23 protein-coding genes are annotated in these 23,455 nt (G+C 76.5%); 10 read left to right on the forward strand and 13 right to left on the reverse strand.

Going from position 1 to position 23,455, the window contains the following annotated elements; all coding sequences use genetic code 11:
• Positions 1-10 precede the first annotated feature (10 nt).
• The 3 genes from selA (at position 11) to QSK03_RS28050 (ending at position 4,592) form a co-directional block, all read left to right on the forward strand.
• On the forward strand, positions 11-1,351 hold the full coding sequence (selA, locus tag QSK03_RS28040) for an L-seryl-tRNA(Sec) selenium transferase (RefSeq protein WP_285658875.1): 1,341 nt from the start codon (positions 11-13) through the stop codon (positions 1,349-1,351).
• Positions 1,348-3,138, forward strand: coding sequence for a selenocysteine-specific translation elongation factor (gene selB / locus QSK03_RS28045; protein WP_285658876.1), 1,791 nt, complete (start codon positions 1,348-1,350; stop codon positions 3,136-3,138). The genes selA and selB overlap by 4 nt, the downstream gene beginning before the upstream one ends.
• A 197-nt stretch (positions 3,139-3,335) precedes the next feature.
• The gene (locus tag QSK03_RS28050; RefSeq protein ID WP_285658877.1) at positions 3,336-4,592 is read left to right on the forward strand and encodes a cytochrome P450; all 1,257 of its coding nucleotides are present in this window, start codon (positions 3,336-3,338) and stop codon (positions 4,590-4,592) included.
• Positions 4,593-4,743: 151 nt separating this feature from the next.
• On the opposite strand, the gene QSK03_RS28055 is transcribed toward QSK03_RS28050, so the two are convergent.
• The 3 genes from QSK03_RS28055 to QSK03_RS28065 form a co-directional block, all read right to left on the reverse strand.
• Positions 4,744-5,481: an RNA polymerase sigma factor SigF gene (locus tag QSK03_RS28055; protein WP_285658935.1), complete on the reverse strand. Its 738-nt coding sequence runs from the start codon at positions 5,479-5,481 to the stop codon at positions 4,744-4,746.
• A gap of 95 nt (positions 5,482-5,576) precedes the next feature.
• A complete protein-coding gene (locus QSK03_RS28060; RefSeq protein ID WP_285658878.1) occupies positions 5,577-6,032 on the reverse strand; it encodes an ATP-binding protein in 456 nt (151 codons plus the stop codon).
• 94 nt (positions 6,033-6,126) lie between these two features.
• Positions 6,127-6,492 (reverse strand): anti-sigma factor antagonist, encoded by a 366-nt coding sequence (locus QSK03_RS28065; RefSeq protein WP_285658879.1) that lies wholly within the window; start codon positions 6,490-6,492, stop codon positions 6,127-6,129.
• Positions 6,493-6,792: 300 nt separating this feature from the next.
• Between QSK03_RS28065 and QSK03_RS28070 the strand changes: the two genes are divergently transcribed.
• Positions 6,793-7,113, forward strand: coding sequence for a WhiB family transcriptional regulator (locus tag QSK03_RS28070; RefSeq protein WP_285658880.1), 321 nt, complete (start codon positions 6,793-6,795; stop codon positions 7,111-7,113).
• Between the two features lie 12 nt (positions 7,114-7,125).
• Here the strand turns inward: QSK03_RS28070 and QSK03_RS28075 are convergent, their stop codons facing one another.
• On the reverse strand, positions 7,126-7,623 hold the full coding sequence (locus tag QSK03_RS28075) for a bacterial proteasome activator family protein (RefSeq protein ID WP_285658881.1): 498 nt from the start codon (positions 7,621-7,623) through the stop codon (positions 7,126-7,128).
• 120 nt (positions 7,624-7,743) lie between these two features.
• Here QSK03_RS28075 and QSK03_RS28080 point away from each other — a divergent pair, with 120 nt between their 5' ends.
• Positions 7,744-8,565, forward strand: a complete 822-nt coding sequence (locus tag QSK03_RS28080) for an ATP-binding protein (protein WP_285658882.1) — start codon at positions 7,744-7,746, stop codon at positions 8,563-8,565.
• Here the strand turns inward: QSK03_RS28080 and QSK03_RS28085 are convergent.
• Positions 8,562-9,647 (reverse strand): DNA topoisomerase IB, encoded by a 1,086-nt coding sequence (locus tag QSK03_RS28085; RefSeq protein ID WP_285658883.1) that lies wholly within the window; start codon positions 9,645-9,647, stop codon positions 8,562-8,564. The genes QSK03_RS28080 and QSK03_RS28085 overlap by 4 nt on opposite strands.
• 73 nt (positions 9,648-9,720) lie before the next feature.
• On the opposite strand from QSK03_RS28085, the gene QSK03_RS28090 reads away from it, so the two are divergent.
• The 4 genes from QSK03_RS28090 to QSK03_RS28105 all read left to right on the forward strand — a co-directional run bounded on the left by QSK03_RS28090 (position 9,721) and on the right by QSK03_RS28105 (position 14,545).
• A complete protein-coding gene (locus QSK03_RS28090) occupies positions 9,721-11,403 on the forward strand; it encodes a RecQ family ATP-dependent DNA helicase (RefSeq protein ID WP_285658884.1) in 1,683 nt (560 codons plus the stop codon).
• A gap of 63 nt (positions 11,404-11,466) precedes the next feature.
• On the forward strand, positions 11,467-11,895 hold the full coding sequence (locus tag QSK03_RS28095; protein WP_285658885.1) for a hypothetical protein: 429 nt from the start codon (positions 11,467-11,469) through the stop codon (positions 11,893-11,895).
• Between the two features lie 47 nt (positions 11,896-11,942).
• Positions 11,943-13,886 carry a 4-alpha-glucanotransferase gene (gene malQ, locus QSK03_RS28100; protein ID WP_285658886.1) on the forward strand — a complete coding sequence of 648 codons (1,944 nt, stop codon included), beginning with the start codon at positions 11,943-11,945 and terminating at the stop codon, positions 13,884-13,886.
• An 86-nt stretch (positions 13,887-13,972) separates the two neighbouring features.
• Positions 13,973-14,545: a type IV toxin-antitoxin system AbiEi family antitoxin domain-containing protein gene (locus QSK03_RS28105; protein WP_285658887.1), complete on the forward strand. Its 573-nt coding sequence runs from the start codon at positions 13,973-13,975 to the stop codon at positions 14,543-14,545.
• On the opposite strand, the gene QSK03_RS28110 is transcribed toward QSK03_RS28105, so the two are convergent.
• Both QSK03_RS28110 and rfaE2 read right to left on the reverse strand, forming a co-directional pair.
• On the reverse strand, positions 14,515-15,117 hold the full coding sequence (locus QSK03_RS28110; protein ID WP_285658888.1) for a glycosyltransferase family 2 protein: 603 nt from the start codon (positions 15,115-15,117) through the stop codon (positions 14,515-14,517). The two genes, QSK03_RS28105 and QSK03_RS28110, sit on opposite strands and share 31 nt — an antisense overlap.
• Positions 15,114-16,643 carry a D-glycero-beta-D-manno-heptose 1-phosphate adenylyltransferase gene (rfaE2, locus tag QSK03_RS28115; protein WP_285658889.1) on the reverse strand — a complete coding sequence of 510 codons (1,530 nt, stop codon included), beginning with the start codon at positions 16,641-16,643 and terminating at the stop codon, positions 15,114-15,116. Before rfaE2 ends, QSK03_RS28110 begins: the two co-directional genes overlap by 4 nt.
• A gap of 143 nt (positions 16,644-16,786) precedes the next feature.
• Here rfaE2 and QSK03_RS28120 point away from each other — a divergent pair, with 143 nt between their 5' ends.
• Positions 16,787-17,182, forward strand: a complete 396-nt coding sequence (locus tag QSK03_RS28120; protein ID WP_285658890.1) for an STAS domain-containing protein — start codon at positions 16,787-16,789, stop codon at positions 17,180-17,182.
• A gap of 11 nt (positions 17,183-17,193) precedes the next feature.
• Here the strand turns inward: QSK03_RS28120 and QSK03_RS28125 are convergent, their stop codons facing one another.
• From QSK03_RS28125 to QSK03_RS28150, 6 genes are all read right to left on the reverse strand, one after another.
• Positions 17,194-17,883 (reverse strand): SDR family oxidoreductase, encoded by a 690-nt coding sequence (locus tag QSK03_RS28125; RefSeq protein WP_285658891.1) that lies wholly within the window; start codon positions 17,881-17,883, stop codon positions 17,194-17,196.
• Complete coding sequence (locus QSK03_RS28130; protein WP_285658892.1) at positions 17,880-19,277, reverse strand: PfkB family carbohydrate kinase; 1,398 nt, start codon at positions 19,275-19,277, stop codon at positions 17,880-17,882. The genes QSK03_RS28125 and QSK03_RS28130 overlap by 4 nt, the downstream gene beginning before the upstream one ends.
• Entirely contained in the window at positions 19,274-19,873 is a 600-nt protein-coding gene (locus QSK03_RS28135; protein WP_285658893.1) for a D-sedoheptulose-7-phosphate isomerase, read from the reverse strand. Before QSK03_RS28135 ends, QSK03_RS28130 begins: the two co-directional genes overlap by 4 nt.
• Positions 19,870-21,102, reverse strand: coding sequence for a glycosyltransferase (locus QSK03_RS28140; protein WP_285658894.1), 1,233 nt, complete (start codon positions 21,100-21,102; stop codon positions 19,870-19,872). The genes QSK03_RS28135 and QSK03_RS28140 overlap by 4 nt, the downstream gene beginning before the upstream one ends.
• A gap of 200 nt (positions 21,103-21,302) precedes the next feature.
• Positions 21,303-22,349 (reverse strand): glycosyltransferase, encoded by a 1,047-nt coding sequence (locus tag QSK03_RS28145; RefSeq protein ID WP_285658895.1) that lies wholly within the window; start codon positions 22,347-22,349, stop codon positions 21,303-21,305.
• A gap of 51 nt (positions 22,350-22,400) precedes the next feature.
• Positions 22,401-23,420 (reverse strand): glycosyltransferase family 9 protein, encoded by a 1,020-nt coding sequence (locus QSK03_RS28150; RefSeq protein WP_285658936.1) that lies wholly within the window; start codon positions 23,418-23,420, stop codon positions 22,401-22,403.
• Between the last annotated feature and the right edge of the window lie 35 nt (positions 23,421-23,455).

Raw genomic sequence — 23,455 nt, forward strand, 5'->3', positions numbered from 1 at the left:
CAATGGGCCGGTGGACGACGATCACCGGCGGCGCGTCCCGCGGACCGACACGGTGCTGGCCGACGCGCGGCTGGGCCCGGCGCTGGCGACGCTCGGGCGCGCCCGGGTCAAGGAGGTCGTCGTCGCCACGCAGGAGCGGGCGCGGGCCGGGGAGATCGCGCCCGAGGCGGTCGCCGACGAGGTCGTCGCGGCCATGCCGCCGACCGCCGCGTCGCTGCGCCCGGTCGTCAACGCCACCGGCGTGCTGCTGCACACGAACCTGGGGCGCGCGCCGCTGTCGCCCGCCGCGCGGGACGCGCTGGACCTCGCCGCGGGCACGACGGACGTCGAGCTGGACCTGGCCACCGGCGGCCGGGGCCGTCGCGGGGCGGGGACGATGGCGGCGCTGGCGGCGGCCGTCCCCGACGCGGGCGGCGTGCACGTCACCAACAACGGCGCCGCGGCGCTGATCCTGGCGGCGACGGCGCTGGCGGGGGGAGACAGTCAGGGGAGCACGCCGATAGGGGAGCGGAGCTCGACCGTTCGAGGGGGCCGCGAGATCGTCATCGCACGCGGCGAGATGGTCGAGATCGGTGACGGGTTCCGGCTGCCCGACCTGCTGGAGTCGACCGGCGCGCGGCTGCGCGAGGTCGGGACCACGAACCGGGTGCACCGGTCGGACTACGAGGACGCGGTTGGCCCGGAGACCGGGATGATCCTCAAGGTCCACCCGTCGAACTTCGTGGTCACGGGGTTCACGTCATCGGTGCCGGTGTCCGCGCTGAGCGATCTCGGCGTGCCCGTCGTGTCCGACATCGGGTCCGGCCTGCTCGCGCCGCACCCGCTCCTGCCCGACGAGCCGGACGCGGCGACCGAGCTGCGCGCGGGGGCGTCGCTCGTGACGGCGTCGGGCGACAAGCTGCTCGGGGGTCCGCAGGCCGGCCTCCTGCTCGGTGACGCCGACCTCGTGCACCGGCTGCGCCGCCACCCGCTGGCGCGGGCGCTGCGCGTCGACAAGCTGACCCTGGCCGCCCTCGAGGCGACGCTGCGCGGGCCGACGCCGCCGGTGCGGGCCCTGCTCGAGGCGTCGGTGGAGTCCCTGCACACGCGGGCCACGGAGCTGGCGGAACAGATCGGCACACCGGCCACCGTCGTCGAGTGCGTGGCCCAGGTCGGCGGGGGTGGCGCGCCCGGTGTGGAACTGGCGAGCGCCGGCGTCGCGCTGCCGGTCGATCTCGCCGTCCGTCTGCGGGACGGCGCCGACCCCGTCGTCGCCCATGTCGAGCAGGGCCGCTGCGTGCTCGACCTGCGCTCGGTGCCGCCGTCGGAGGACGCGCGGCTGGCGGCGGCGGCGCGGGCGGCGCTCGGGTGAGGGTCGTCGCGACCGCCGGGCACGTCGACCACGGGAAGTCGACGCTGGTCCGCGCGCTCACCGGGATGGAGCCCGACCGCTGGGCCGAGGAGCGGCGGCGGGGCATGACGATCGACCTCGGGTTCGCGTGGACGACGTTGCCCGGTGACGACGAGCCCGTCGCCTTCGTCGACGTCCCGGGCCACGAGCGGTTCGTGACGCAGATGCTCGCCGGGGTCGGGCCCGTGCCGGCGACGATGTTCGTGGTCGCGGCGGACTCGGGGTGGATGCCGCAGTCGACCGAGCACCTCGACGCCCTGGACGCGCTCGGGGTGCGCGACGGGCTGCTTGTCGTGACGCGCAGCGACCTCGCCGACCCGGAGCTGGCGCGGGACGAGGCGCTGGAGCACCTCGCGGAGTCGTCGCTGGGGCGGTTGCCGGCGGTGTGCGTGTCGGGGGCGTCCGGGATCGGTCTGCCGGATCTGCGTGCTGCGCTGTCGTCCCTGGTCGGCGGGCTGCCCGCGCCGGACGTCGACGCGGACGTGCGCCTGTGGGTCGACCGCGCGTTCACAGTGCGGGGGGCGGGCACCGTCGTCACGGGGACGCTCGGGGCCGGCACCGTCCGGGTGGGCGACGAGCTGGCGCTGGGCTCGCGCTCGGTCACCGTCCGCGGGATCCAGGCCCTCGGCGAGACCGTCGACCCGGTCCGGGCCGTGGCGCGCGTGGCGCTGAACCTGCGGGGCGTCGGGCTCGACGAGGTCGGCCGCGGCGACGCCCTGACCACCCCCGGGCGATGGCTGCGCAGCGACGTCGTCGACGTGCGGGTCGGTCCGCCCCGGGGGGCCTCGACCGCCGTCGATCTCCCGCGGCAGGTGATGCTCCACGTCGGCTCGGCGGCGGTGGCCGCGCGGGTGCGGCCGTTGTCCCTCGAGCCGGGGGCCACGCGGACCGTCCGACTGACGTTGCGGGAGCCGTTGCCACTGCGACCCGGCGACCACGCGCTGCTGCGCGACCCCGGCGCGCACCGGGTGCTCGGCGGGGTGACCGTGCTCGACGTGCGGCCGCCCGCCCTGCGGCGGCGCGGGGCCGCCCGCGCCCGGGCCGGGGAGCTGGCGGCGACCGCGGGCGTCCCGGACGCGCGTGACGAGCTGGCGCGCCGGCGGCTGATGCGCCGTGACGACCTCGTGGCGCTCGGGGCCTCCGTCCCCGCGGACGTGCCCGCGGCGGGCGGCTGGTTGGTGGACGCCTCGTGGTTGTCGTCGCTGGCCGATCGGCTCGTGGCGGCCGTCGCCCGGCACACCGAGGAGCAGCCGCTCGACGCCGGCCTGCCCGCGAAGGCCGCCGCGCAGGCCCTCGACCTGCCCGAGCCCCGGCTGCTCGACCTCGTGCTCGCCGAGCCCGGCGCGTCGTCGCTGATCGCGGCCGGGGGGCGCGTGCGTCCGCGTGACGCCGGCGGTCTGCCCGACGCCGTGCGCGCGGCGGTGGCAACCGTGCGCTCCGACCTCGCCGAGGCACCGTTCGCCGCGCCCGAGGCCGGGCGGCTCGCCGAGCTGGGGCTGCGGACCCGCGAGCTCGGCGCGGCCGTGAAGGCCGGGGCGCTGCTGAAGGTCGGCGACGGGATCTACCTCGCGCCCGACGCCGCGGACGTCGCTCTTGCCCGCCTCGCCGACCTGCCCTCGCCGTTCACGCTCTCCGAAGCGCGCCAGGCGCTCGGCACCACCCGCCGCGTCGCCGTCCCGCTCCTGGAGTACCTGGCGAAACACGGCCGCACCCGCCGCGACGAAGAGGGCCGCCATTCACTGCGATGACGGTGTTCGAGCAATGCGGCTTTCCTGGCGTCTGACGCCAGGATCGCCACATCCTCGGTGTCGCGACACGCCGGTAGGGGCGCCTGAGGTCCGGTCGGCTGTTGTCAGCCCGGCGTCCCTGCTGACGTTCAGCGTCAGGAGATCCACCACGACCACGCGGGCTTCCTCGGGGACCCGACGCGCGCCAGGATCGCGTCATGGACCTGCGCCGCGACGTCACGCTCGGCGCGCGGCTGGCCGTGATGCGCACCGGCGGGCTGGCGATGGCGCTGGCCGGCGACCCCGTGCTGCGCCTGCTCTACCGGCCCTGGATCGACGACCCCACGCCTGTCCAGCGTCGTCTCCGGGACGCCACGCAGCCCTACGCGAGCCGCAGCGGCGTCCTCGTCGTCGCCACCCACGCGCTGTGCCGCGACCTCGTCCGCGACCGGCGCTTCCTGGTCCGGACGCGGTCCGGCGGCTCGCTGGGCGGATCCGTCGAGGGCGGGCGGGATCCGCTGCTCGAGCCCGTCGACCTGTCGTTCCTCGGTATGGATCCACCGGAGCACACGCGGCTGCGGCGGCTGGTCGGCACGTGGTTCACGCCGGCGCGGGTGAACGCCTACGAGCCGCTGGTGACTGCGCTCGCCGCGCGGCTGGCCGACGAGGCGGCGCGGCGAGAGCGCTTCGACCTCGTCGCCGACGTCGCGACGCCCCTGCCGGTCGCGGTGATCGCGGAGATCCTGGGTGTCCCGGACGACGACGCGGCCGCGTTCGCGCGATGGGGGCGGGCGGTCGCCGCCGGGCTGGGCGGGGTGCGGTCGCTGCGCGCGCTGCGCCGGCTCGAGTCCGCGGTGGTCGAGCTGCGCGGGCTGATGGGCGCCCTGCTCGAGAAGCGCCGCCACGATCCCGCCGACGACCTCATCAGCCACCTCGCCGCTCAGGACGCCGACACCGACGAGGTCGTCAGTCTCGCCGCGCTGTTGCTGCTGGCCGGTTTCGAGACGACGAGCACGCTGCTGTCGAACGCGGTCGCGGCGATGACCGACGCCCGTGGGCCCTGGGCGCAGCTGGCCGCCGATCCCGCGCGCAGCGGCGACGCCGTCGAGGAGACCCTGCGGTTCGACGCGCCCATCCAGTTCACCGCGCGGACCCCGCACGAGACCACGCGGATCGGCGACCGCGACGTCGCCCCGGACACCGTCGTCATGGCGATGCTCGGCGCGGCCGGACGCGATCCGGCGGTGCACACCGACCCGGACGTGTTCGACCTCGACCGCCCGACCAAGGGCGAGCACTTGGCGTTCTCCGGCGGCATCCACTACTGCCTCGGCGCGCCGCTGGCCCGGCTCGAGGGACGCGTCGCGCTGACGGCGCTGGCGGCGCGGATGCCGGGGCTGCACCGGGAGGACGGGGCGGTGCGGCGGCGTTCGCTGCTGCTGCGGAGCTACCAGAGCCTGCCCGTCGCTGTGTGATCGTGGCGGCTTTCCTGACGTTGGGCGCCAGCCTCGACGCCAGGCTGGCACACCCCGCACCTCGCACCCGTCGGCGTGTCGCGCGACCGAGGATGTGGCGATCCTGGCGTCAGATGCCAGCAAAGCCGCATTGCTCGAACACCAGGGCGCCTCAGGACGTCGGCGGGTCCGAGAGGTCGGCGCGCAGGGCGGCGAGGGTGCGGGTGAGCAGGCGGGAGACGTGCATCTGCGAGACGCCGACGCGTTCCGCGATCTGCGTCTGGGTCATGCCGCCGAAGAACCGGAGCATGACGATCGTGCGCTCGCGCTCGGGGAGCTTGCGCAGGGCGGGCTGCACGGTCTCGCGGTGCTCGACCTGCTCGAGCTCGGCGTCCGCGGACCCCAGGACGTCGGCGAGCCGCCCGGACGACGGGTCGTCGACGAGCATGTCGTCCAGCGAGCTGGACCGGTAGGCGTTCGCGGCCTCGAGGGCCTCGAGCACCTCCTCGCGGGTGCGCTGCAGGTGCTCGGCCAGCTCGCCGGCGGTGGGCGCGCGGTTGAGCTCCTGGGACAGGTGCGGCATCGCCGACCCGATCGCCAGGCGCAGGTCCTTGAGGCGGCGGGGTACGCGCGTCGACCACGCCTTGTCGCGGAAGTAGCGACGCACCTCGCCGGTGATGGTGGGGACCGCGTAGGACAGGAAGTCCGAGCCCCGCTCCGGCGAGAAGCGGTCGACGGCGTGGATCAGCCCCACGGTCGCGACCTGCTCGAGGTCCTCCTGCGGCTCGCCGCGCTGCGCGAAGCGGCGGGCGATGTGCCGCGCGAGCGGCAGGTAGCCCTCGACGAGGCGGTCGCGCAGGACCTCGCGGCGGGGATCGTCGGCGTCGAGGCCCGCGTGCTCCACGAGCATGGGGACGAGGTGCTCGTACGAGTCCTCGGTGCGGGACCTGCCCCCTGCCTGCGACGAGCCCTCCGCGTCGCTCGCGAGGGCGCGCGCCGGCTCGCTCACGGGGTGAGCCGTTGCTTGCGCAGGTGGATGCCGAGCCACTCGGGGTCGGCGTCGAGGACCTGGGCGTCGTCGGTCAGCGTCGTGAGCACCCGCCAGCCGAAGGTGTCCTGGCGGAGCGAGGCCTGGCCGGTGACCGGCACGCGGCAGATCACGTCGATGCGCCCCTCGGCCATGGCGAACCCGCAGCGCAGCTGCCCGCCCTCGCGCGCCAGCGGCACCAGCGCGGAGCACGCCTCGTCGACCGCCATCCGCAGGTCGGAGACGGCGTCGAGGTCGAAGTCGGCCCGCGCGGCGAGGTCGGCGGCGACGGCGCGCACCGACGGGATCAGGGCGGGGTCGGCGTGCACGCGGACCTCGACCGGGGTCGGGGTCTCGGCCAGCCCGCCCGTGGCGTCCAGGCCCGTCGTGGCGGTGGACGAGCGATCACGCTGCTGCGGTTCCGGCGTCTGCACGGCTGCTGATCTCCGTTTCGCGGCAGGTGAGGAGGTCGATGGCGGGGTCACCGTATCGGCGCATCCGTCGTGGACGGCAGGCGCCCGGCACCGGTCATCCGGCGAGGGCGGCCTCGACCGACGGGTAGAGCGCGAACAGGTCGGTGAGGCCCGTCGCCTGCAGCGGCCGGCTCACCGGGCGCGAGTTCGCGACGAGGCGCAGCGCCACGTCGCGGTTGCGGGACTCGTCGAGGGCCTCGACGAGCAGTGCCAGCCCGCTCGAGCCGAGGAACTCGACCGAGAGCATGTCCAGCACGAGCACCGTGGGCTTGCCCTGGAGCTCCTCGTTCACCTTCGCCCGCAACGCCGGCGTCGTCAGCATGTCGATCTCTCCGGCCAGCCGGATCACCGACGCGCCGTTCGACCGCTGGACGTCGACGCCGAGCGGGTCCTCCGCAGTGAGGTCGTCATCTCCTGCCACGGCGCCTGGTCCCCCTCCGGTCCTGTCGGATGTGCACCGGGTCCGCGACCCGGTGGCGGCAACGTACTTGCCGTGCTCGGCAGCGTACTCGTCACCCCCCGTGGGCACCCCTTCACGACGCGGCCGGTGACGTCACACCACAACCCCGCCCTCTCCTGCGGATCCGGAACCCACGATCGGGGTGGTCACTGGGCCGTTCAGGGGTGTTTGCGGCCGCGGAGGGAGGGGGATACCGCCGCTGCACCTGCCGTGCCGGGGGACACCGCCTTCGACCGGCCGCCCCCGACTGGGAGGACCGCGATGGCCGACATCCGACTTCTGCCGGGTCCCATCATCGACGAGTGGGACTGGCAGCTCCACGGAGCGTGCCGTGGGATGGACTCGAGCTTCTTCTTCCACCCCGACGGCGAGCGCGGCCCGCGCCGTGAGCACCGTGCCGCCGAGGCCAAGAAGGTCTGCGCGTCCTGCCCGGTCATCGAGCCGTGCCGTCGGCACGCCCTCGCCACCCGCGAGCCGTACGGCGTGTGGGGCGGCCTGACCGAGGACGAGCGCCGGTCGGCCCTGCGCGGCGCCCGCAGCTTCACCCCGCCCGAGGGCGCCGTCGTCTACGAAGCGCGCTGACCGCGCCACCCGTCAGAGGTACTGCCCACCGCCCATTCCCCCGCCGTCCCCACCGGTGACGACGCGCCCCCGTCCCTGACGCATCTGCTCGAGCTGGCCGCGCGCGGCCATCTGCTGGGCGAGCACGGCGCTCTGGATGCCGTGGAACAGCCCCTCCAGCCATCCCAGGAGCTGGGCCTGCGCGATGCGCAGCTCGGCCTGGGACGGCGTGGCGTCGCCGGAGAACGGCAGGGTGATCCGGTGGAGCTCGTCGCGCAGCTCCGGCGCGAGCCCCTGCTCGAGCTCGCGGATCGAGCGCTCGTGGATGTCGGCCAGCCGCGAGCGCCCCGCCTCGTCGAGCGGGGCGGCCCGGACCTCCTCCACGAGCTTGCCGACCATCCCGGCCACGCGCATGACCGCGCCCGGTGAGGACACCAGGTCGCCGGTCCCCGCCCCGTCCCCCGCGCCCGACGCGGCGGCCGCCGCCAACGCGGACGAGGGTGCTTCGTCCTGCTCGCTCATGACCTCCATCATGGCGCCCCGGCCGCCGCTCGGCGCGTCGGTACCGCCCGCCGGCCCGCCCGGCGCAGCGCGGCGATCGGACGCGCATGGGCGTCCGGAGGGCGGGGTACCAGGGCCCCGAGGTGAGTCGTGAGCACAAGGATCGAGCTGGCCCTCGAGCAGACGGGGGACGGCGAGACGACCGCGAGGGCGGCCGACACGCCGGGCCACGACGGCCCGGGAGTCGGGCGCACCGCCGTCGCCGACGGATTCCGCGCCCCGGTCGTCGTGGCGCTGTCCGGGCCCCTCTCCGAGATCACCGCGCACCTGCTGGTGTCACGGCTGTGCGAGGCCCTGCGCGACCACGGTGCGGTCGTCGTCGACCTCTCCGGGGTCCGGCTCACGCACTCCGGCGCCGTCTACGCCTTCGCCGAGGCCGCGTCCCGCGCCGGCGAGTGGCCCGAGATCCGGCTGGCGCTGGCCGCCCCGGACGCGACGATGGCCACGCTGCTCGTCAGCTCCCGCGTCGCTCAGCGCGTGCCCGTGCACCCCGACGTCGCCTCCGCCGCGGCCCACCTCGACGAGCGTCCGGAGCTGGTGCGCTCGTTCTGGCACTTCCAGGTCGACCCGCGCGCTCCCGGTGAGGCCCGCGGCCACGTGCGGCGTGTCTGCGCCCGCTGGACGGTGGACGAGGAGGCCCGCGAGGCCGCGGAGATCGTCGTGACGGAGCTGGTGACGAACGCGGTCGAGCACGCGGCGAGCACGTCGGTCGTGGAGGTCGAGCGCCGCGAGCACATCTTCCGGCTCACGGTGCGCGACTTCGACCTCGCCCCGCTGCCCGCGGTGCACCTGCCCGCCCCGAGCTCGCCCCGGGGGCGCGGGCTGGCCATGGTCGCCGCGGTCGCCAGCGCCTGGGGCGTCGAGGCGCACCGCGACGGCAAGACCGTCTGGGCGGAGATGCGGACGGACTAGGCGGCCAGTGCCGGGGCCGGCGTCCCCCGCTGGTCGAGCAGCGCGAGGACGGCCCGCTCGACGTGGCCGCGCAGCGCGTGGTCGTCGAGCCCCGTGCCGTCGCGCACGGCCTCGGCGATCGTGCGGCCGGACTCGAAGTGGCTGACGAGCACCGGGTCGATGTAGGAGCGCTTGCAGACCGCCGGGGTGTTGCCGAGCGTCTCGGCGACGGCCTTCATCGTGCGGGTCACCGCGCTCTGCTGCCGGCGCTGGGCGCGCGGGGGCGCACCGCCGTCGTCGCACTCCCCCGCGAGCGCCACCGCGGCCTGGACGCCGGCGTTCCACGTCCGCAGGTCCTTCGCGGTGAACTCGTCGCCGATGAGCTCCCGGACGGCGTCGTTGACGTCCTGGGCGGAGACGTCGTGCCACGGCCCGCGGTCGCCGCCGCGCCCGCCGCGCCGGTAGGCGAGCAGGTCCTCGCCGCCGCCGCGACGGCGCTTGAGCGAGCTGACCAGCCCGTGGACGTGCTCGTCGTGCAGCGTCACGCGCCGCAGCACGCCCGACTTGGCGGTGTAGCTGAACACGACGCCGCCGTCGCGGCGGGCGATCGCGTGCTCCCGGCGCAGCGTGGCGAGCCCGAAGGAGGCGTCGCCGGGCGAGTCCTCGCTCGCGTACTCCTCGCCGCCGACGCGGAAGACGCCGAGGTCGAGCATCCACACCGCGCCCGCCAGCACCCGGTCACGGCCCAGGCCACGGCTGCGGCCCAGGCGGGCGCCGATCTCGGTGCGGGCCTCGCCGATGACGTGACCGAGACGCAGGACGCGGTCGAACTTCTCGGTGTCGCGCCGGCGCGTCCACTCCTCGTGGTAGCGGTACTGGCGGCGTCCCGCGGCGTCGGTGCCGACGGCCTGGATGTGGCCCGCGGGGTCGGCGCAGATCCACACGTCCTGCCACGCGGGCGGGATCACGATCTTCCGGATCCGGTCGAGGTGCGCCGGATCCGTGACGGTCTCGGAGGTCTCGCGGTCGAAGTAGCTCCAGCCCTTGCCGCGTCGCCGACGTCCGAGGCCGGGACCGTAGGGCTCGACGTGCACCAGTTCCACCGGTCGGGCGTACCCGGGTCCCGGCGCCCACGAACGCCGTTTCCTGCGCGACGCCGTCGGCTACCACCGGCCGGTGACCCACGCCCCCGAGGACCTCCTCGGCCCCTGCGGCCCCGTCGACCGCGCCACCGCAGATGCCGTCGACGCGGCCGTCGCCCGCGTCCTCGGCGACGGCGCCGCGCTGGGCGACGGCCAGCGCGAGGCCGTGCTCGGCGCGCTCGGCGACGACTGCCTCGCCGTCCTGCCCCCGGCCGCCGGCAAGACCGCGGTGTACGCGGTGACCGGTCTCGTCCTGGGCGGGCCGACGGTCGTGGTGTCGCCGACGCTGTCGCTGCACCACGACCAGGTCGCGCACCTCGTCGACGCCGGCCTGCGTGCGGCGGCGCTGAACTCCACGGTCGCCGACCGCGACGCGGTGCTGACGCGGTTCGGCGACGGCGGGCTCGACGTGCTCGTCACCTCGCCCGAGCAGCTCGCTCGTCCCGACGTCCTCGACGCGCTCGCCGCGGGCGGGCCCACGCTGCTCGCGGTGGACGAGGCGCACTGCGTGTGCGACTGGGGCCCGGACTGCCGCCCCGACTACCTGGGGCTCGCCGTCGCCCGGCGGCGCCTCGGGCGCCCGCGCGTGCTCGCGCTGACCGCGACCGCGTCGGTGCCGGCCCGCCAGGAGATCCTCGAGCTGCTCGGGGTGCCGGACGCGTGCGTCGTCGTCCGCGACACCGACCGGCCCAACATCCACCTCGCGGGCCACCTCGTCCACGACGAGGGCGCGAAGTGGGAGCGCGTCGTGCGCGAGGTGGTCGACCTCGGCGACAGCGGCATCGTCTACGTCACCACCCGGGCGCACACGACGCTCGTGCGGGACCGCCTGCGGGCCGCGGGGATCACCGCCGAGGCCTACGACGGCGGCATGAAGGCCGCCGAGCGCGCCCGCGTGCAGGACGCCTTCATGGCGGGCGAGGTCCCCGTCGTCGTCGCGACCAGCGCGTTCGGCATGGGCATCGACAAGCCCGACGTGCGCTGGGTCGTCCACGGCGACACCCCCACGTCGATCGACGCCTATCACCAGGAGAGCGGCCGGGCCGGGCGTGACGGCGGGCCCGCCCGCGCGGTCCTGTTCCACCGGCCCCAGGACCTCGGGCGGCCGAAGCTCTTCGCGTCCGGCCGGGACGCCCGGCCCCGCGCCCTGCGGACCGTGCTCGCCGCGATCGCGCAGAACCCCGAGGGCGTCGCCCAGGACGAGCTGGCGCGCCCGGCGGGCCTGTCGAAGGCCGCGCTCGCCCGGGCGGTGCCCGCGCTGGTGGCGCTGGGGGCGGTGCGCTCGCTGCCCGGGCGCCGTCTCGCGGCTGGGGACGCGCTGGCCGACGGCGACCTGGGCGAGCTGGCCGCGGGCGCGGCCGCGCTCGTCGTGCGCCGCCGGGAGCGCGAGCAGAGCAAGGTCGAGCTGGTGCGCCGCTTCGCGGAGGGCACCGGGTGCCGGCGGCGGACGCTGCTGGAGGTGCTCGGCGACGTGCGCGACACGGCGTGCGGCCACTGCGACCACTGCGACGCCGGGCTCCCGGGCGACCCGGGACGCCGGGCCGGATCCCGCGACGGCGACCCGGCGCCGGGCGAGGCCGTCCGCCACGACGAGTGGGGCCGCGGGACCGTGACGACGGTCGCCGAGGACTCGGTCGTGGTCCTCTTCGACGAAGGCGGGTACCGCACGCTGTCGCTGCCGCTGGTGCGCGAGAAGCAGTTGCTCGCCCCGGCGTGATCGTCACGTTTCGCGCCGGGCCCACGCGGCCCATCCCCGGGGTGACACAGACGACGACAGAAGGTGACCGTGCTCCACGAGCCCACCACGCCCACCATGGCCCCGCCGGCCGCCGCCCCCGAGACCCTGCCCACGCCCCGCAGCACCGAGCCGCCCCCCGAGCCGCTCCCCGAGTCGCGCGCCGTCACCGTCGTGACCGACCCGGCGCGTCCGAACCCGCCGTCGGATCTGCGCCACCTCGCGCGCCGCGCCCGCCGCGACACCGTTGCCGCGCGGGAGCTCGCCGCCGCCCTGCTGGCCCGGGGGTGGAGCGTGCGCCGTGCCGCCGCCCTCGCCGGGCTCGCCGAGAGCGCGGTCGCCGCGCTCGCGCACGTCCGCCGACCCGGGACCGCCGCGCGCTCGGTCGCCGACGACGTCGCCGCCCGCGCCCGGCGCCGCTCCGCCGGGGCCGAGGAACTGCCGCCCGCCCCGCGGCGCCGGCCCTCGGCCTGACATCCTCCGCACCTGATCCCGTCGACCCGTTCTCTGGGGGAAATCCGGTGCCCGAGCCCGTCGAGCCGGAGCTCGCCGAGCTCGCCACCGCCCACGGCATCGCCGTGCGCTACCGCGACAGCAGTGAGCAGGAGGTCGAGGTCGACCGCGGCGTCGTCGTCGACGTCCTCTCTGCGCTCGACGTCGACGCCACCACGCCGCCGGCGCTCGCCGCGGCCCTGGCGGCGGTGCGCTCCGCGGACCCCGGGCGTCTCCCGCCGACGTTGGTCGTCGACACCGCTCGGTCGCTGCCCTTCGCCGGGACCGTCGTGCTCGAGGACGGCGGGGAGCGCGCGGTGGGCACGACCCTGCCCGCGGACCTGCCCGTCGGCTACCACCGCCTGACCGGCGGCGACCGGGACGTCACCGTGATCGTGCCCCCGCCGCGCCTGGAGCCACCTCCACCGACGTGGGGGTGGATGGTGCAGCTCTACGCGCTGCGCTCGCCGGGGTCGTGGGGGTGCGGGGACTACGCCGACCTCGCCTCGCTGCTCGCCCGGACCGCGGACGAGCAGGGCGCGGGGGCGCTGCTGGTCAACCCGCTGCACGCCCTCGCGCTGGCGCCGCGCGTGGAACCGTCGCCGTACTCGCCGTCGAGCCGGCGGTTCCTGCACCCGCTCTACGTGCGCGTGGAGGACACGGCGGCCTACGCGGCGGCGCCCTCGTCGGTGCGCTCCTCGGTCGCGGGGCTGCGGCCGGCGTCGGCGGACCTGGTGGACCACGACGCGGTGTGGGCGGCCAAGCGGACGGCGCTGGAGCTGCTGGCGCCGTACGCGTCGTCCTTCCCCCGCGACCTCGACGCGCTCGACCCCGAGCAGCGGGACGTCGCCACGTGGTACGCGCTGGCCGAGCGCCACGGCAGCGACCTGCATGAGTGGTCGGCCGACCTGCAGCACGTCGACGACACCGGCGTGGCCGCGGCCCGGGCCGAGCTGGCCGACCGCGTGCTGTTCCACGCGTGGTGCCTCGACCTCGCCGACGCGCAGCTCGCCACGGCGCACGAGGCCGCCGGCGGCATGGCCGTCGGGCTGATCGCCGACCTCGCGGTCGGGTGCTCGGCGGGCGGCGCGGACGCGTGGACGCTGGCCGGGGCGCTGGCCCGCGGGGTGACCGTCGGCGCCCCGCCCGACGACTTCAACCAGCAGGGCCAGGACTGGGCGCTCCCGCCCTGGCGGCCGGACGCGCTCGCGGCCTCGGGGTACGCCCCGCTGCGCTCCATGATCCGCGGGGTGCTGCGCCACGCCGACGGCCTGCGCGTCGACCACGTCGCAGGGCTGTGGCGGCTGTGGTGGATCCCGCCGGGCCGGGGGGCGCGCGAAGGCGCCTACGTGCACTACGACGCGCGGGCGATGCTCGCGGTGGTGGCGATCGAGGCGTCGCGGGCCGGGGCCGTGGTGGTGGGCGAGGACCTGGGAACCGTGGAGCGGGAGGTCACGTCCGGGTTGGCGGACCACGGCATGCTCGGGTGCGCGGTGATGTGGTTCCAGCGCTCCGACGACGGCGCACTGCTGCCGCCGCGGCACTGGCACCCGGAGACGCTGGCGTCGGTGTCCACGCACGACCTGCCCACGGCGGCCGGGTTCCTGCGCGACGAGCACGTGCGCGCCCGCGCCGAGGCCGGCGTGCTGACCGACGTCGACGCGGCCTACGCCGATGCGGCACGGGATCGCGCCGAGCTGCTGGAGCTGCTGCGCGCCGAGGGGTTCGCGGTGGACCCGTCCGATCCCGACGCCGTCGTCCTGGCGATGCACCGGCTGCTGGCGACGGCGCGCTCGCGGATCGTGCTCGCGGCGTTCACCGACGTCCTCGGCGACGTCCGGCAGCCGAACCTGCCGGGCACGATCGACGCCTACCCGAACTGGCGCATCCCCCTCTCCACACCCCTCCCGGACCTCCTCGCCGACCCCCGCGTCCGCGCGGTCGCCGCGGCCCTCGGTGACCGACCCATGTGAGCGAAATTCCCGGCTATGGCCGGGAATTTCGCTCACATACCTCGAGTGGCGGATCCGTGGGCGCTCCTGCTGCGTCGAACCCGGACATGGACGATCTCGACGACTGGCAACGCCTTCTCCGCGACCAGCACGGCGTGGTGACGCGTGCCCAGCTGCGTGCTCGCGGCATCACCGACCACGCCATCCAGGCCCAGCTCGACGCCGAGCGGTGGCAGCGGCTGCACGACGGCGTCTACGTCACCTACTCCGGTCCACCGACTCCTGAGGCGCGGTGGACGGGTGCACTGCTCGCATGCCGGAGCGGCGCCGTGCTCAGCCACGAGACCGCAGGCGAGCTGCACGGTTTCGTGAAGCCTGAGCGCGGGCGACCCGTCCACGTCACGGTGCGGTACGGCTGCTCGGCGACACGACTCGACGGTGTCAGGGTCCATCGCTCTCGGGCGTTCGCCCACATCGGTGTCGAGGGGAGCGATCCGCCCGTCACCAGTCGGGTGCACACCGTGCTGGATCTCGCTGCGGCGGCGCCGGACGGCAAGGAGGCCCTGCGCCGCGCCCATCAGTACGCGCTCGACGCCGGCGTCCACCCGCTCGCCCTCGCGCGGGCCGTGGAGCTGCGTCGCCCGACCCGTCATCGCCGGGCGATCTGGTACGGCACGTAGCGCTCGGGGGACGGCACGGGCTCGCCCGGCCCGTCGAGACCCAACGACTCCGCCAGGTGCAGCGCGTTCGCCGCGTTGTGCAGACGCCAGCGGTCCCAGCCCGGGCCGTCCTTCACCAGGGTCTCCGGCTCCACGGGCCCGGACCAGCGCTCGAAGGACGTGACCTCGTCGGGCCGCCGGTCCTCCGCGTGGCTCAGCGCCTGCATCGCCGCGCCGACCACGCCGCAGCGCAGCTCCCCCCATGCCTGGTGCAACCGGTCCAGGGCGCCGGGCTCGAGCCACACGTCGTCGTCGAGGTAGAGCACCGCGGGCGCGGAGGCGCACGACAGCAGGAACGCCCGCTGCTCGGCCATCCCGCGCCGCGACTCCCGACGGTGCAGCGCGACCGACGTCCCGCGCCGGCGCAGCCAGCGGATCACCGTCCACGCCGGCGGGGTGTCCCAGGAGGGCTCGTCGTCGGACTGGTCGGAGATCGTCACCGAGAACTGGACCCCGGTCTGCGCGGCGAGTCCGGCGAGGGTGGTGGCGAGCTCGACGGGGCGCCCGCGCGTCGGGATCAGGACGTCGATCACGGCGTCCCCCGGATCCGTTCCACGATCGCGCTCGTCGAGCGGTCGGGCAGGTAGTCGAGGATGACCACGCGCCCGCCGTAGGAGGTGACCGTCGCGGTCTCGCGCAGCATCTCCGGGGTGTAGTCGCCGCCCTTGGCGTAGACGTCGGGGTGCAGCAGCTCGAGCAGCTCGGCGGGGGTGTCGTCGTCGAACACCGTGACGTGGTCGACGCAGCTCAGCGCGCCGATCACGGCCGCGCGGTCGGCCAGCGGGTTCACCGGCCGCGACGGGCCCTTGAGGCGCGCCACCGAGTCGTCGGAGTTCAGCGCCACGACGAGCACGTCGCCGAGGCGCTTGGCCTGGTTCAGCGACGCCACGTGCCCGCGGTGCACGACGTCGAAGCACCCGTTGGTGAACACCACCCGCCGGCCCGCGACCCGCTGCTCGTCGACGACCGCCGCCAGCGACGCCGCGTCCAGCAGCGGGCCCTCGGCGGCGGCGACGCGCTCGGCGAGCTCGCCGGTGCCGCACACCGACGTCCCGGGCCGCCCGACGACGACGTCGGCGGCGGCCTGCGCCAGCTCGACGGCCGTCGGCGCCGGGGTGCCGGCCGCGAGCGCGAGCGACAGCGCGGCGGTGAACGTGTCCCCCGCCCCGCAGGTGTTGGCGTCCGGCGCGGGCCGGGAGAACGTGCGGTGGGACGGCGCGGCCGTGTCGGGCAGCAGCAGTGCCCCGTCGCGGTCGAGGGTGACGACGACGGCGCCCGCCCCCGACCGTGCGCGCAGCTCGGGGCCCGCGGCCTCGGCGGCCGCCACGCGATCGCCGTTCGTGCCCAGCGAGCGGCCGAGCAGCAGCGCCGCCTCCCCCGCGTTCGGGGTGACGACGTCGGGGCGCGCCGGCGCCCACCGCGCGGGGTCGTGGGCGTCGACGACCAGCCGGCACGCCCGGCCGTCGGGCGGGCCCACCAACGAGCCCACGAGGGCGACGGCGTCCTCGCCGAGCAGCCCGCCCTCGTAGTCGCAGACGACCACCGCGTCGGCACCGTCGACCGCGGCGCGCAGCGCGTCGTGCACCGCGGCGCGGACCGCCGCGTCGGGAGAGGCCCCGGGCGTCGTGTCGAACCGCGCCACCAGCGCGTCATCGGCGAGCACCCGGCGCTTGGCCGCGGTCGGGCGCGCCGGGTCGGTGACGACGCCGGCCAGATCCACGCCGTGGTCCGCGAGCAGGTCCCGCAGCGTCGCCGCGTCCGCGTCGTCCCCGAGCACCGTCACCAGTTCGGTCCGCGCGCCGAGCGCGGCGAGGTTGGCGGCGGTGTTGGCGGCGGCGCCCGGCGAGCCGCGGGTGTGGTCGACCTCCACGACCGGCACCGGGGCCTCGCGGGACAGGCGCCGCGACGGGCCGGTGAGCCACTGGTCGAGCACCGTGTCGCCGAGCACCACGACGCGCGGTGCCGCTGCCGCGAGACGGGCGGGCAGGTCGGCCGCCAGTGGCGCCGCCGCCAGCGGCGGCACCGTGCCGACGGTGCGCGTGACCTCGGGCGCGGCCATCAGCCGTACCTCCTTCCGGGGGAACCCGCACGAGTGCGGTCGGCGGGTGTCGTTCCCGCCGTCCGGCGCCGCCGGGAGGGGCTCGGTACTGTCGCCCTCCACCTCGACCCCGACGGGGTGACCCGCCAGTCCTGGGAGTACCGATGGCCAGTGACGCGCCTCGACCCGACACCTCGCTCGAAACCGCGGGCGACCAGACGGACACCATCACCGCTCGTTTCCTCGGCCCGGCCGTGGTCGTCGTCAGCCCCGTGGGCGACATCGACACCGCCACGGCGGCGCCGCTGCGCTCCGCGATCGCCGAGCAGGTCGACGCGGGCGCGACGCACGTCGTGCTCGACCTCGCCGGCGTCGACTTCCTGGGCTCGGCCGGCCTGGCACTGCTCATCGCCGAGCGCGAGGCCGCGATCGCCCGCGAGGGCCAGCTGCGCCTCGCGGGCGTGCCGCGCACGGCGGGCCGCGCCCTGTCCCTGACCGGGCTCACCGAGCTGTTCGACACCTACCCGGACGCGGAGGCGGCCGCCGCCGACCTGCCCTGAACGCGGGCCCGTCACGGGTACGAGCCCTCCTCCGACGAGGTGACGACGAGCTCGCGGACCTCGCTGCCCGCCGGCCGCGACAGCGCGTAGAGCACGGCGTCGGCGGTCTGGGCGGGGTCGTTGAGCTTGGCGTCGGCGCCGGGCTTGTACTGGTCGGGGCGGTCGTCGAAGAAGTGGGTCCACATGCCGCCGGGGACGAGCAGCGTCACCCCGACCCGGCCCGCGGTCTCGGCGGCGAGCGCGCGGGTGAAGCCGACGACGCCGAACTTCGACGCGCAGTAGGCGGTCGCGTCGGACACGGCCTTGACCCCGAGCGTCGAGGAGACGGTGACGACCTTGCCGCGGCGGGCCTCGAGCTCGGGCAGCGCGGCGCGGACGACGGCGGCGGTGCCGAGCAGGTTCACCGCGACGACGCGGTCCCACTCGCCCGGGTCGACGTCGACGAGGCGCCCGCAGCGGTCGATGCCCGCGGCGGTGACGACGGCGTCGAGCCCGCCGACCTGCTCGCTCGCGCGGGCCACGGCGGACTCGGCGGCGCGGGTGTCGGCGAGGTCGACCTCGACGAAGGCGTGCCCCGCGTCGGGGGCCTTGAGGTCGAGCACGACGGGGGTGCCGCCCTGCACGGCGACGGCGTCGGCCACCGCGGCGCCGAGGCCGGACGAGCCGCCGGTGACGAGGACGGTGCCGGGGTTGCTGGTCATGGGGTTCCTCCAGAAGTGACGGGGTCGGTCTCCAGGCGCGCCAACAGCCGCGTCGACGACCGACCGGCGTGGTACGGGACGGCGACGACCTCCCCGCCCCAGCTGTGCACCAGCGGGGTCTCGAGCAGCTCGTCGGTCGCGTAGTCGCCGCCCTTGACCCAGACGTCGGGTCGCAGGCGGTCGAGCACCGCGCGCGGGTCGTCCTCGTCGAACACCTCGACGGCGTCGACGGCGGCGAGCGCGCGGAGCATCTCGGCGCGGTCGGCCTCGCTGACCACGGGCCGGTCGGGGCCCTTGAGCCTTCGCACCGAGGCGTCGGAGTTGAGGCAGACGACGAGCGCGCCGTCCTCGCCGGCGAGCGCTCGCGCGGCGGCGAGGGTGCGGGCGTGCCCGGCGTGCAGCAGGTCGAAGCAGCCGCCGGTGGCGACGACCGTGGCGCCGCGGGCGCGGGCGGCGGCGACGGGGTCGGGCGCCTCGTCGGTCCCGGGTGCGTCGAGCGCCCCGGCACCTCCGGCGGCCACGAACGCCGCCGCGGCGGCGACCGCCTCCCCCACCGCGTCGTCGACCGCCGAGCCCTCGGCCAGCGCGACCGCGACGCTCGCCGCGAAGCGGTCGCCGGCGCCGCAGGGGTCGCCGCCGCGGGCGGGCGCGGCGGGCACGACGGACGTGCCCGTGGCCGCGCGCAGCACCGCGCCCTCGGCGCCCGCGGTCACGGCGACGGCGTCCACGCCCCAGTGCTCGCGCAGCGCCTCCCCGAGCGCGGCGGGCTCGGCCGGGAAGGTATGTGAGCGGAATTCCCGGCCATAGCCGGGAGTTCCGCTCACATACCCACGGGCCTCGGACAGGTTCGGGGTCACGAGGGTGGCGCCGGGGACGGGCGGGGCGCCGTGGGGGTGCGGGTCCCAGACGACGGGCACGCGCGTCGCGGCCTCGCTCAGCGCCGCGCGGACCGCCGGGTCCGCGGTCATCCCGCGCCCGTAGTCCGAGACCAGCACGACGCCCGCGCCGGCGATGGCCTCGACCATCGCCGACGACATCGCGAACGGGCCCAGCCCGCCGTCGTCGACCCGCAGGAGCACGCGGTCGTCGGCGATCATCCGGGTCTTGGTCGGGACGGTGCCCTCAGCGGTCGCGGCGACCACGTCGACCCCGGGCAGCAGGGCACCGACGGGATCGCCGGGACCCAGCACCGTCACCAGCCGCACCGGCCGCTCGGTGCTCCGGGCCGCGAGCAGCGCCGTGAGCCCGGCGCCGCCGGGGCGTTCGCGACGCTCCGCGGCGCCGAGCACCGGGGCGGGCGCGTCGGGACAGAGCTTCTCCACGTCCCCGACCACGTCGACGTCGCGCAGGCAGTCGCCGACGACCACGATCGAGCCGCGGGTCCGCGGGCTCACGGGACGAGCTCCTCGGCGGCGACCCGCGGCGCACGGGTCAGCGCCTTGTCGACCATCTCGCACAGCAGGTGCACCGTGACGAGGTGCGCCTCCTGCACCGAGGGGGTCGCGCCGGGCAGGCACAGCGCCTCGGTGGCGGCGGCCGCGAGCGGGTTGGGGCCCGGCCCGGTCAGCGCCCAGACGGTCAGCCCGAGCGCGCGGGCGGCCTCGGCGGCCGCGACGAGATTGGGGCTCGACCCGCTCGTCGAGAGCAGGACGAGGAGGTCGCCCGGCCGCCCGTGCGCGCGGACCTGACGGGCGAAGACCTCCTCGTAGCCGTAGTCGTTGCCCAGCGCGGTGACCGTCGACGTGTCGGCGTGCAGCGCGATCGCCGAGAGCGGCTCGCGCTCGCCGCGGTAGCGCCCGACGAGCTCGGCGGTGAGGTGCTGGGCCTCGGCGGCGCTGCCGCCGTTGCCCGCGGCGAGCAGACGCGCGCCGCGGCGCAGGCGGTCGGCGATCTCGCCGCCCCACCGCTCGATGCGCCCGGACTCGCCGGCGAGCCCGTCGAGCGTGGCGCGCAGCCCGCCGAGGTGCTGGTGGACGATCTCGACGCTCATGCGGGGCTCCCGGTGGTCAGCGCGGTCCTCAGCGCGGGAACGGTGGCGGCGACCTCGCGGTACACCCGGGCGGCGGCCGCGGCGACGCGGTCCCAGCCGTACTCGGTCTCGGTCCGGCGGCGCCCGGCGCGGCCGAGGGCGCGGGCCCGCGCCGGGTCGGCCCGCAGCGCCGAGAGCGCGGAGGCCACCGCGGCGGGGTCGCCGGGACGGACGTGGTGGCCGGTGACGCCGTCGACGACGGTGTCGGCGAGCCCGCCGACCCGGGCCGCGACGACGGGCCGCCCGCACGCCATCGCCTCGAGCGGCACGAGACCGAACGGCTCGTAGGCCGGCACGCAGGCCACGGCGTCGGCGGAGCGGTACAGCTGCGGCAGCGCGTCGTGGCCGACCGCGCCGGCGAACCGGACGCGGTCGGCGACCCCGGCCGCACGTGCCAGGTCCCGCAGCCGCGCCACCTCGGGGTCGCTGTCGAGCTCCGGGAGCCGCGGCCCGCCGGCGACCACGAGCGAGACGTCGTCGGGCAGCCGCGCCAGCGCGGCGATCACGGTGTCGACGCCCTTGCGCGGGACCAGCCGGCTGACGGTCAACACGCGGAAGTCGTCGCCGGCGACCGCGTCGCCCGGCGTGAAGTGGCCGACGTCCACGCCGCACGGCACGACCGTCGCGCGGTCGGCGGGCACGCCGAGCGCCACGAGCTCGTCGACCTCGTCGCGGCACGTCGCGAGCACCCGGTCGACCGACGCCCCCAGGTCGCTCTCGACCGCGACGCGGCGCGGCGGGCTCGTGTCGTCGGCGCCCTGGTGGCGGCGCTTGACCGACCCGAGCGCGTGGAACGTCTGCACCACCGGCACCCCGAGCGCGCGGGCCGCGGGCAGCGCCGCCAGCCCCGACATCCAGAAGTGCGCGTGCACGACGTCGGGGACCTCGTCGCGCCAGCAGGCGGCGAGCTCCGCCGAGAAGGCGTCCATGTGGTGGACGAGGTCGTCCTTGGGCAGCTCGTGCGGCGGGCCGGCGTCGACGTGGTCGACGACCGCGCGCAGAGCGATCGGCACCCGCCGCGGCGACGTCCGGTCGGTCCGGCGGGTGTGGACGACGACCTCGTGGCCGGCGTCGGCCAGCGCCAGCGCCAGCGCGCGCACGGCGACGTTCTGGCCGCCGGCGTCGACCCCGCCGAGCCCGCGCGAGGCCGCGAGCGGACTGGCGTGCTCGGACACCATCGCGATCCGCATGCGCACTCCTCCCTCGGCCCGCGCAGGGGCCGGGACATGAATCACCGAGCGGCGCGCGTGGGCGCCGAGGGGACAGGAGGGACCGGGCCGGCCCGTGGTCTGGACCGGTCCTCGTGTCCCGCGAAGATCAGGACGCGGGGGGCAGGACGCCGGGGGCGGGGGCGCCGCGAGTCAGGACGCCGCAGGTCAGGACGTGCTGGTCAGGACGCCGTCGTCAGCGCGTGGCGAGCGGAGGCCCGGTGCTCGACCACCTCGTCGAGCAGCCGGTCCCAGTCGTCGAGGAAGCGGCCGACGCCGTGTCTGGCGAGCGCCGCGGCGCGGGCGGCGCTGCCCGCCGCGCGGGCGAGCCCGGGGTCGTCGCGGAAGGTGCGCAGGCCCTCGTGCAGGGTCCGCAGGTCGGTGGCGACGACGCCGGCGTCGGGCGGGACGTCGACCGCCGCCTCGGTGGTGGCCAGCGCCACCACCGGCATCCCGAGCATCATCGCCTCGATCAGCGACAGGCCCAGCGACGTCCACCGCACCGGGTGCAGGTAGGCGCGGTGCCGGGCGATCTCGGTGTGCAGCCGGTCCTGCGGCAGGTCGCCGCCGATCGCGACGCCGGGGTGGCGCACGGCCTCGCCCAGGCGCTCGCTGCCGATCCCGTAGACGTCGAGACCGATGGTGTCGGCGAACTCCGCGAGCAGGTCGGTGCCGGTGACGCGCCCGCGGCGCACCGGCTCGTTGACGACGACCGCCGCCCGGTCGAGCTCGCCGGTGTAGCGCTCGCCGGGGTCGAGCACGCCGTGCTCGATCACGTGGACCGGTGCGCGGCCGGTGTCCCACATGAGGGCGTTGAAGTGCGTGACGTGCACGACGGGGATGTCGTCGCGGTCGGCCAGCGGGTGCCGGGACGACGGGACGTCGCCCTTGGGCGTGTTGTGCTCGACGAAGACGGCGGGCAGGTCGCGTCCCGGTCGCCGTCCGGTCCAGCGCTCGGTCAGCTCGATCTCCTCGGGCCGCTGCAGCACGACGGCGTCGATGTCGTCGGCGCGGTCGCGCAGCTGCTCCGGGGTGGCCTCCTCGGCCCGCGCGGGCCAGTCCCAGGCCGCGGGCCGGCCGCCGCCCCAGGGCCCGCCCTCGGGCAGGACCGGCAGCAGGCACGTGTGCCGGCCCTGCACGAAGGCGGTCGTCCACGAGCCGTGGACGTGCCAGTGCAGGACGGTGCGCGCCGTCTGCGAGGTCCGCGAGGCGGAGGGCGGGAAGGTCACCGGCGAGGTATTGGTTCCGGGCGGAGCCCATAAACTCTCCCTCCGGAACTACTACTCTCCGTGGAGGATCTCGCCGACCGCGGTGACGACGTCCGCGCCGCGCACGGAGTCGAGGCACGGGTGACCAGGCACGGGACAGGTCCGGGCCCGTGTGCCCCGGCACGGCGCGCCCTGATCGCCGAGAAGAATTCGTCGCACTCCGTAAGGAGCCCACCGTTCCGGGGGAACGACCGGGGCGAACAACGAGACGACCGGCACACCCACGGCGGCGGCCAGGTGGGCGGGTCCTGTGTTGCCGACCACGACCGCCCGCGCCCCGGCGAGCACGGCCGCGAGCGACCCGAACCCGGTGCACCCGCCGAGATCGACACCGTGCTCGCCGGCGACCCGGGCGGTGAGCGCGGCCTCGCCCGGCGCGCCCGTGACGACGACCCGGTACCCGGCCGCGGTGAGCGCGGCGACGCCCTCGGCGGCGCGGTGCGGCGACCATGCCCGGGCCGGCACCGACGCGCCCGGGTGCAGCACGACGTAGTCGCCGGTCCCGGGGAGCAGCTCCGCGGCCTCGCGGCGCGCGGCGTCGTCGACGGTCACCGCGAGGCGGCCGTCGTCGCCCGGTGGCAGCGCGTAGCCCGCGCGGTCCGCGATCGCCAGGGCGCGCTCGGGCTCGGGGAGGTCCTCCGGGAGGTCCTCGCCGGGGCGCAGTCGGACGTCGAGGAGGCTGCCGGGGTAGTCGACCGAGGCGGCGGTGATCCGCGGGACGCCGGCGAGGCGCAGCACCAGGGCGGTCGGCAGCGGCGACTGGTGGAACGAGGTCAGGATCACCGCCTCGTCGGCGTCCAGCGCGGCGAGCGTGTCGACGAGCGCCGCGGTGTCCTCCCGCGTCACCGGCGGCGGCTCGGCGTCCACCCACGCGCACCGCCAGACGACGACGTCGTCGACACCGGGCAGCAGCCCGGCGGCCTGCCGCCCGCGGGGGCCGACGACGGCCACCACCTCGTCGGCGCCGGCGGCCACGGCGCGCACGGCGGGGCCGGACAGGAGGACGTCGCCGTCGCTGTCGAGGCGCACGATGAGGACGCGGGTCCCGGGAGACGGAGCCTGCGGAG

The sequence above is a fragment of the Actinomycetospora sp. NBRC 106375 genome, assembly GCF_030269665.1.
Lineage (GTDB): Bacteria > Actinomycetota > Actinomycetes > Mycobacteriales > Pseudonocardiaceae > Actinomycetospora.

Coding starts and splice junctions, on each gene's coding strand:
- rfaE2 (WP_285658889.1), bottom strand. CDS start 16,643: ATGGCCGCGCCCGAGGTCACGCGCACCGTCGGCACGGTGCCGCCGCTG.
- QSK03_RS28105 (WP_285658887.1), top strand. CDS start 13,973: ATGGACGATCTCGACGACTGGCAACGCCTTCTCCGCGACCAGCACGGC.
- QSK03_RS28135 (WP_285658893.1), bottom strand. CDS start 19,873: ATGAGCGTCGAGATCGTCCACCAGCACCTCGGCGGGCTGCGCGCCACG.
- QSK03_RS28070 (WP_285658880.1), top strand. CDS start 6,793: ATGGCCGACATCCGACTTCTGCCGGGTCCCATCATCGACGAGTGGGAC.
- QSK03_RS28055 (WP_285658935.1), bottom strand. CDS start 5,481: ATGCTCGTGGAGCACGCGGGCCTCGACGCCGACGATCCCCGCCGCGAG.
- QSK03_RS28125 (WP_285658891.1), bottom strand. CDS start 17,883: ATGACCAGCAACCCCGGCACCGTCCTCGTCACCGGCGGCTCGTCCGGC.
- QSK03_RS28050 (WP_285658877.1), top strand. CDS start 3,336: ATGGACCTGCGCCGCGACGTCACGCTCGGCGCGCGGCTGGCCGTGATG.
- QSK03_RS28075 (WP_285658881.1), bottom strand. CDS start 7,623: ATGGAGGTCATGAGCGAGCAGGACGAAGCACCCTCGTCCGCGTTGGCG.
- QSK03_RS28120 (WP_285658890.1), top strand. CDS start 16,787: ATGGCCAGTGACGCGCCTCGACCCGACACCTCGCTCGAAACCGCGGGC.
- QSK03_RS28140 (WP_285658894.1), bottom strand. CDS start 21,102: ATGCGGATCGCGATGGTGTCCGAGCACGCCAGTCCGCTCGCGGCCTCG.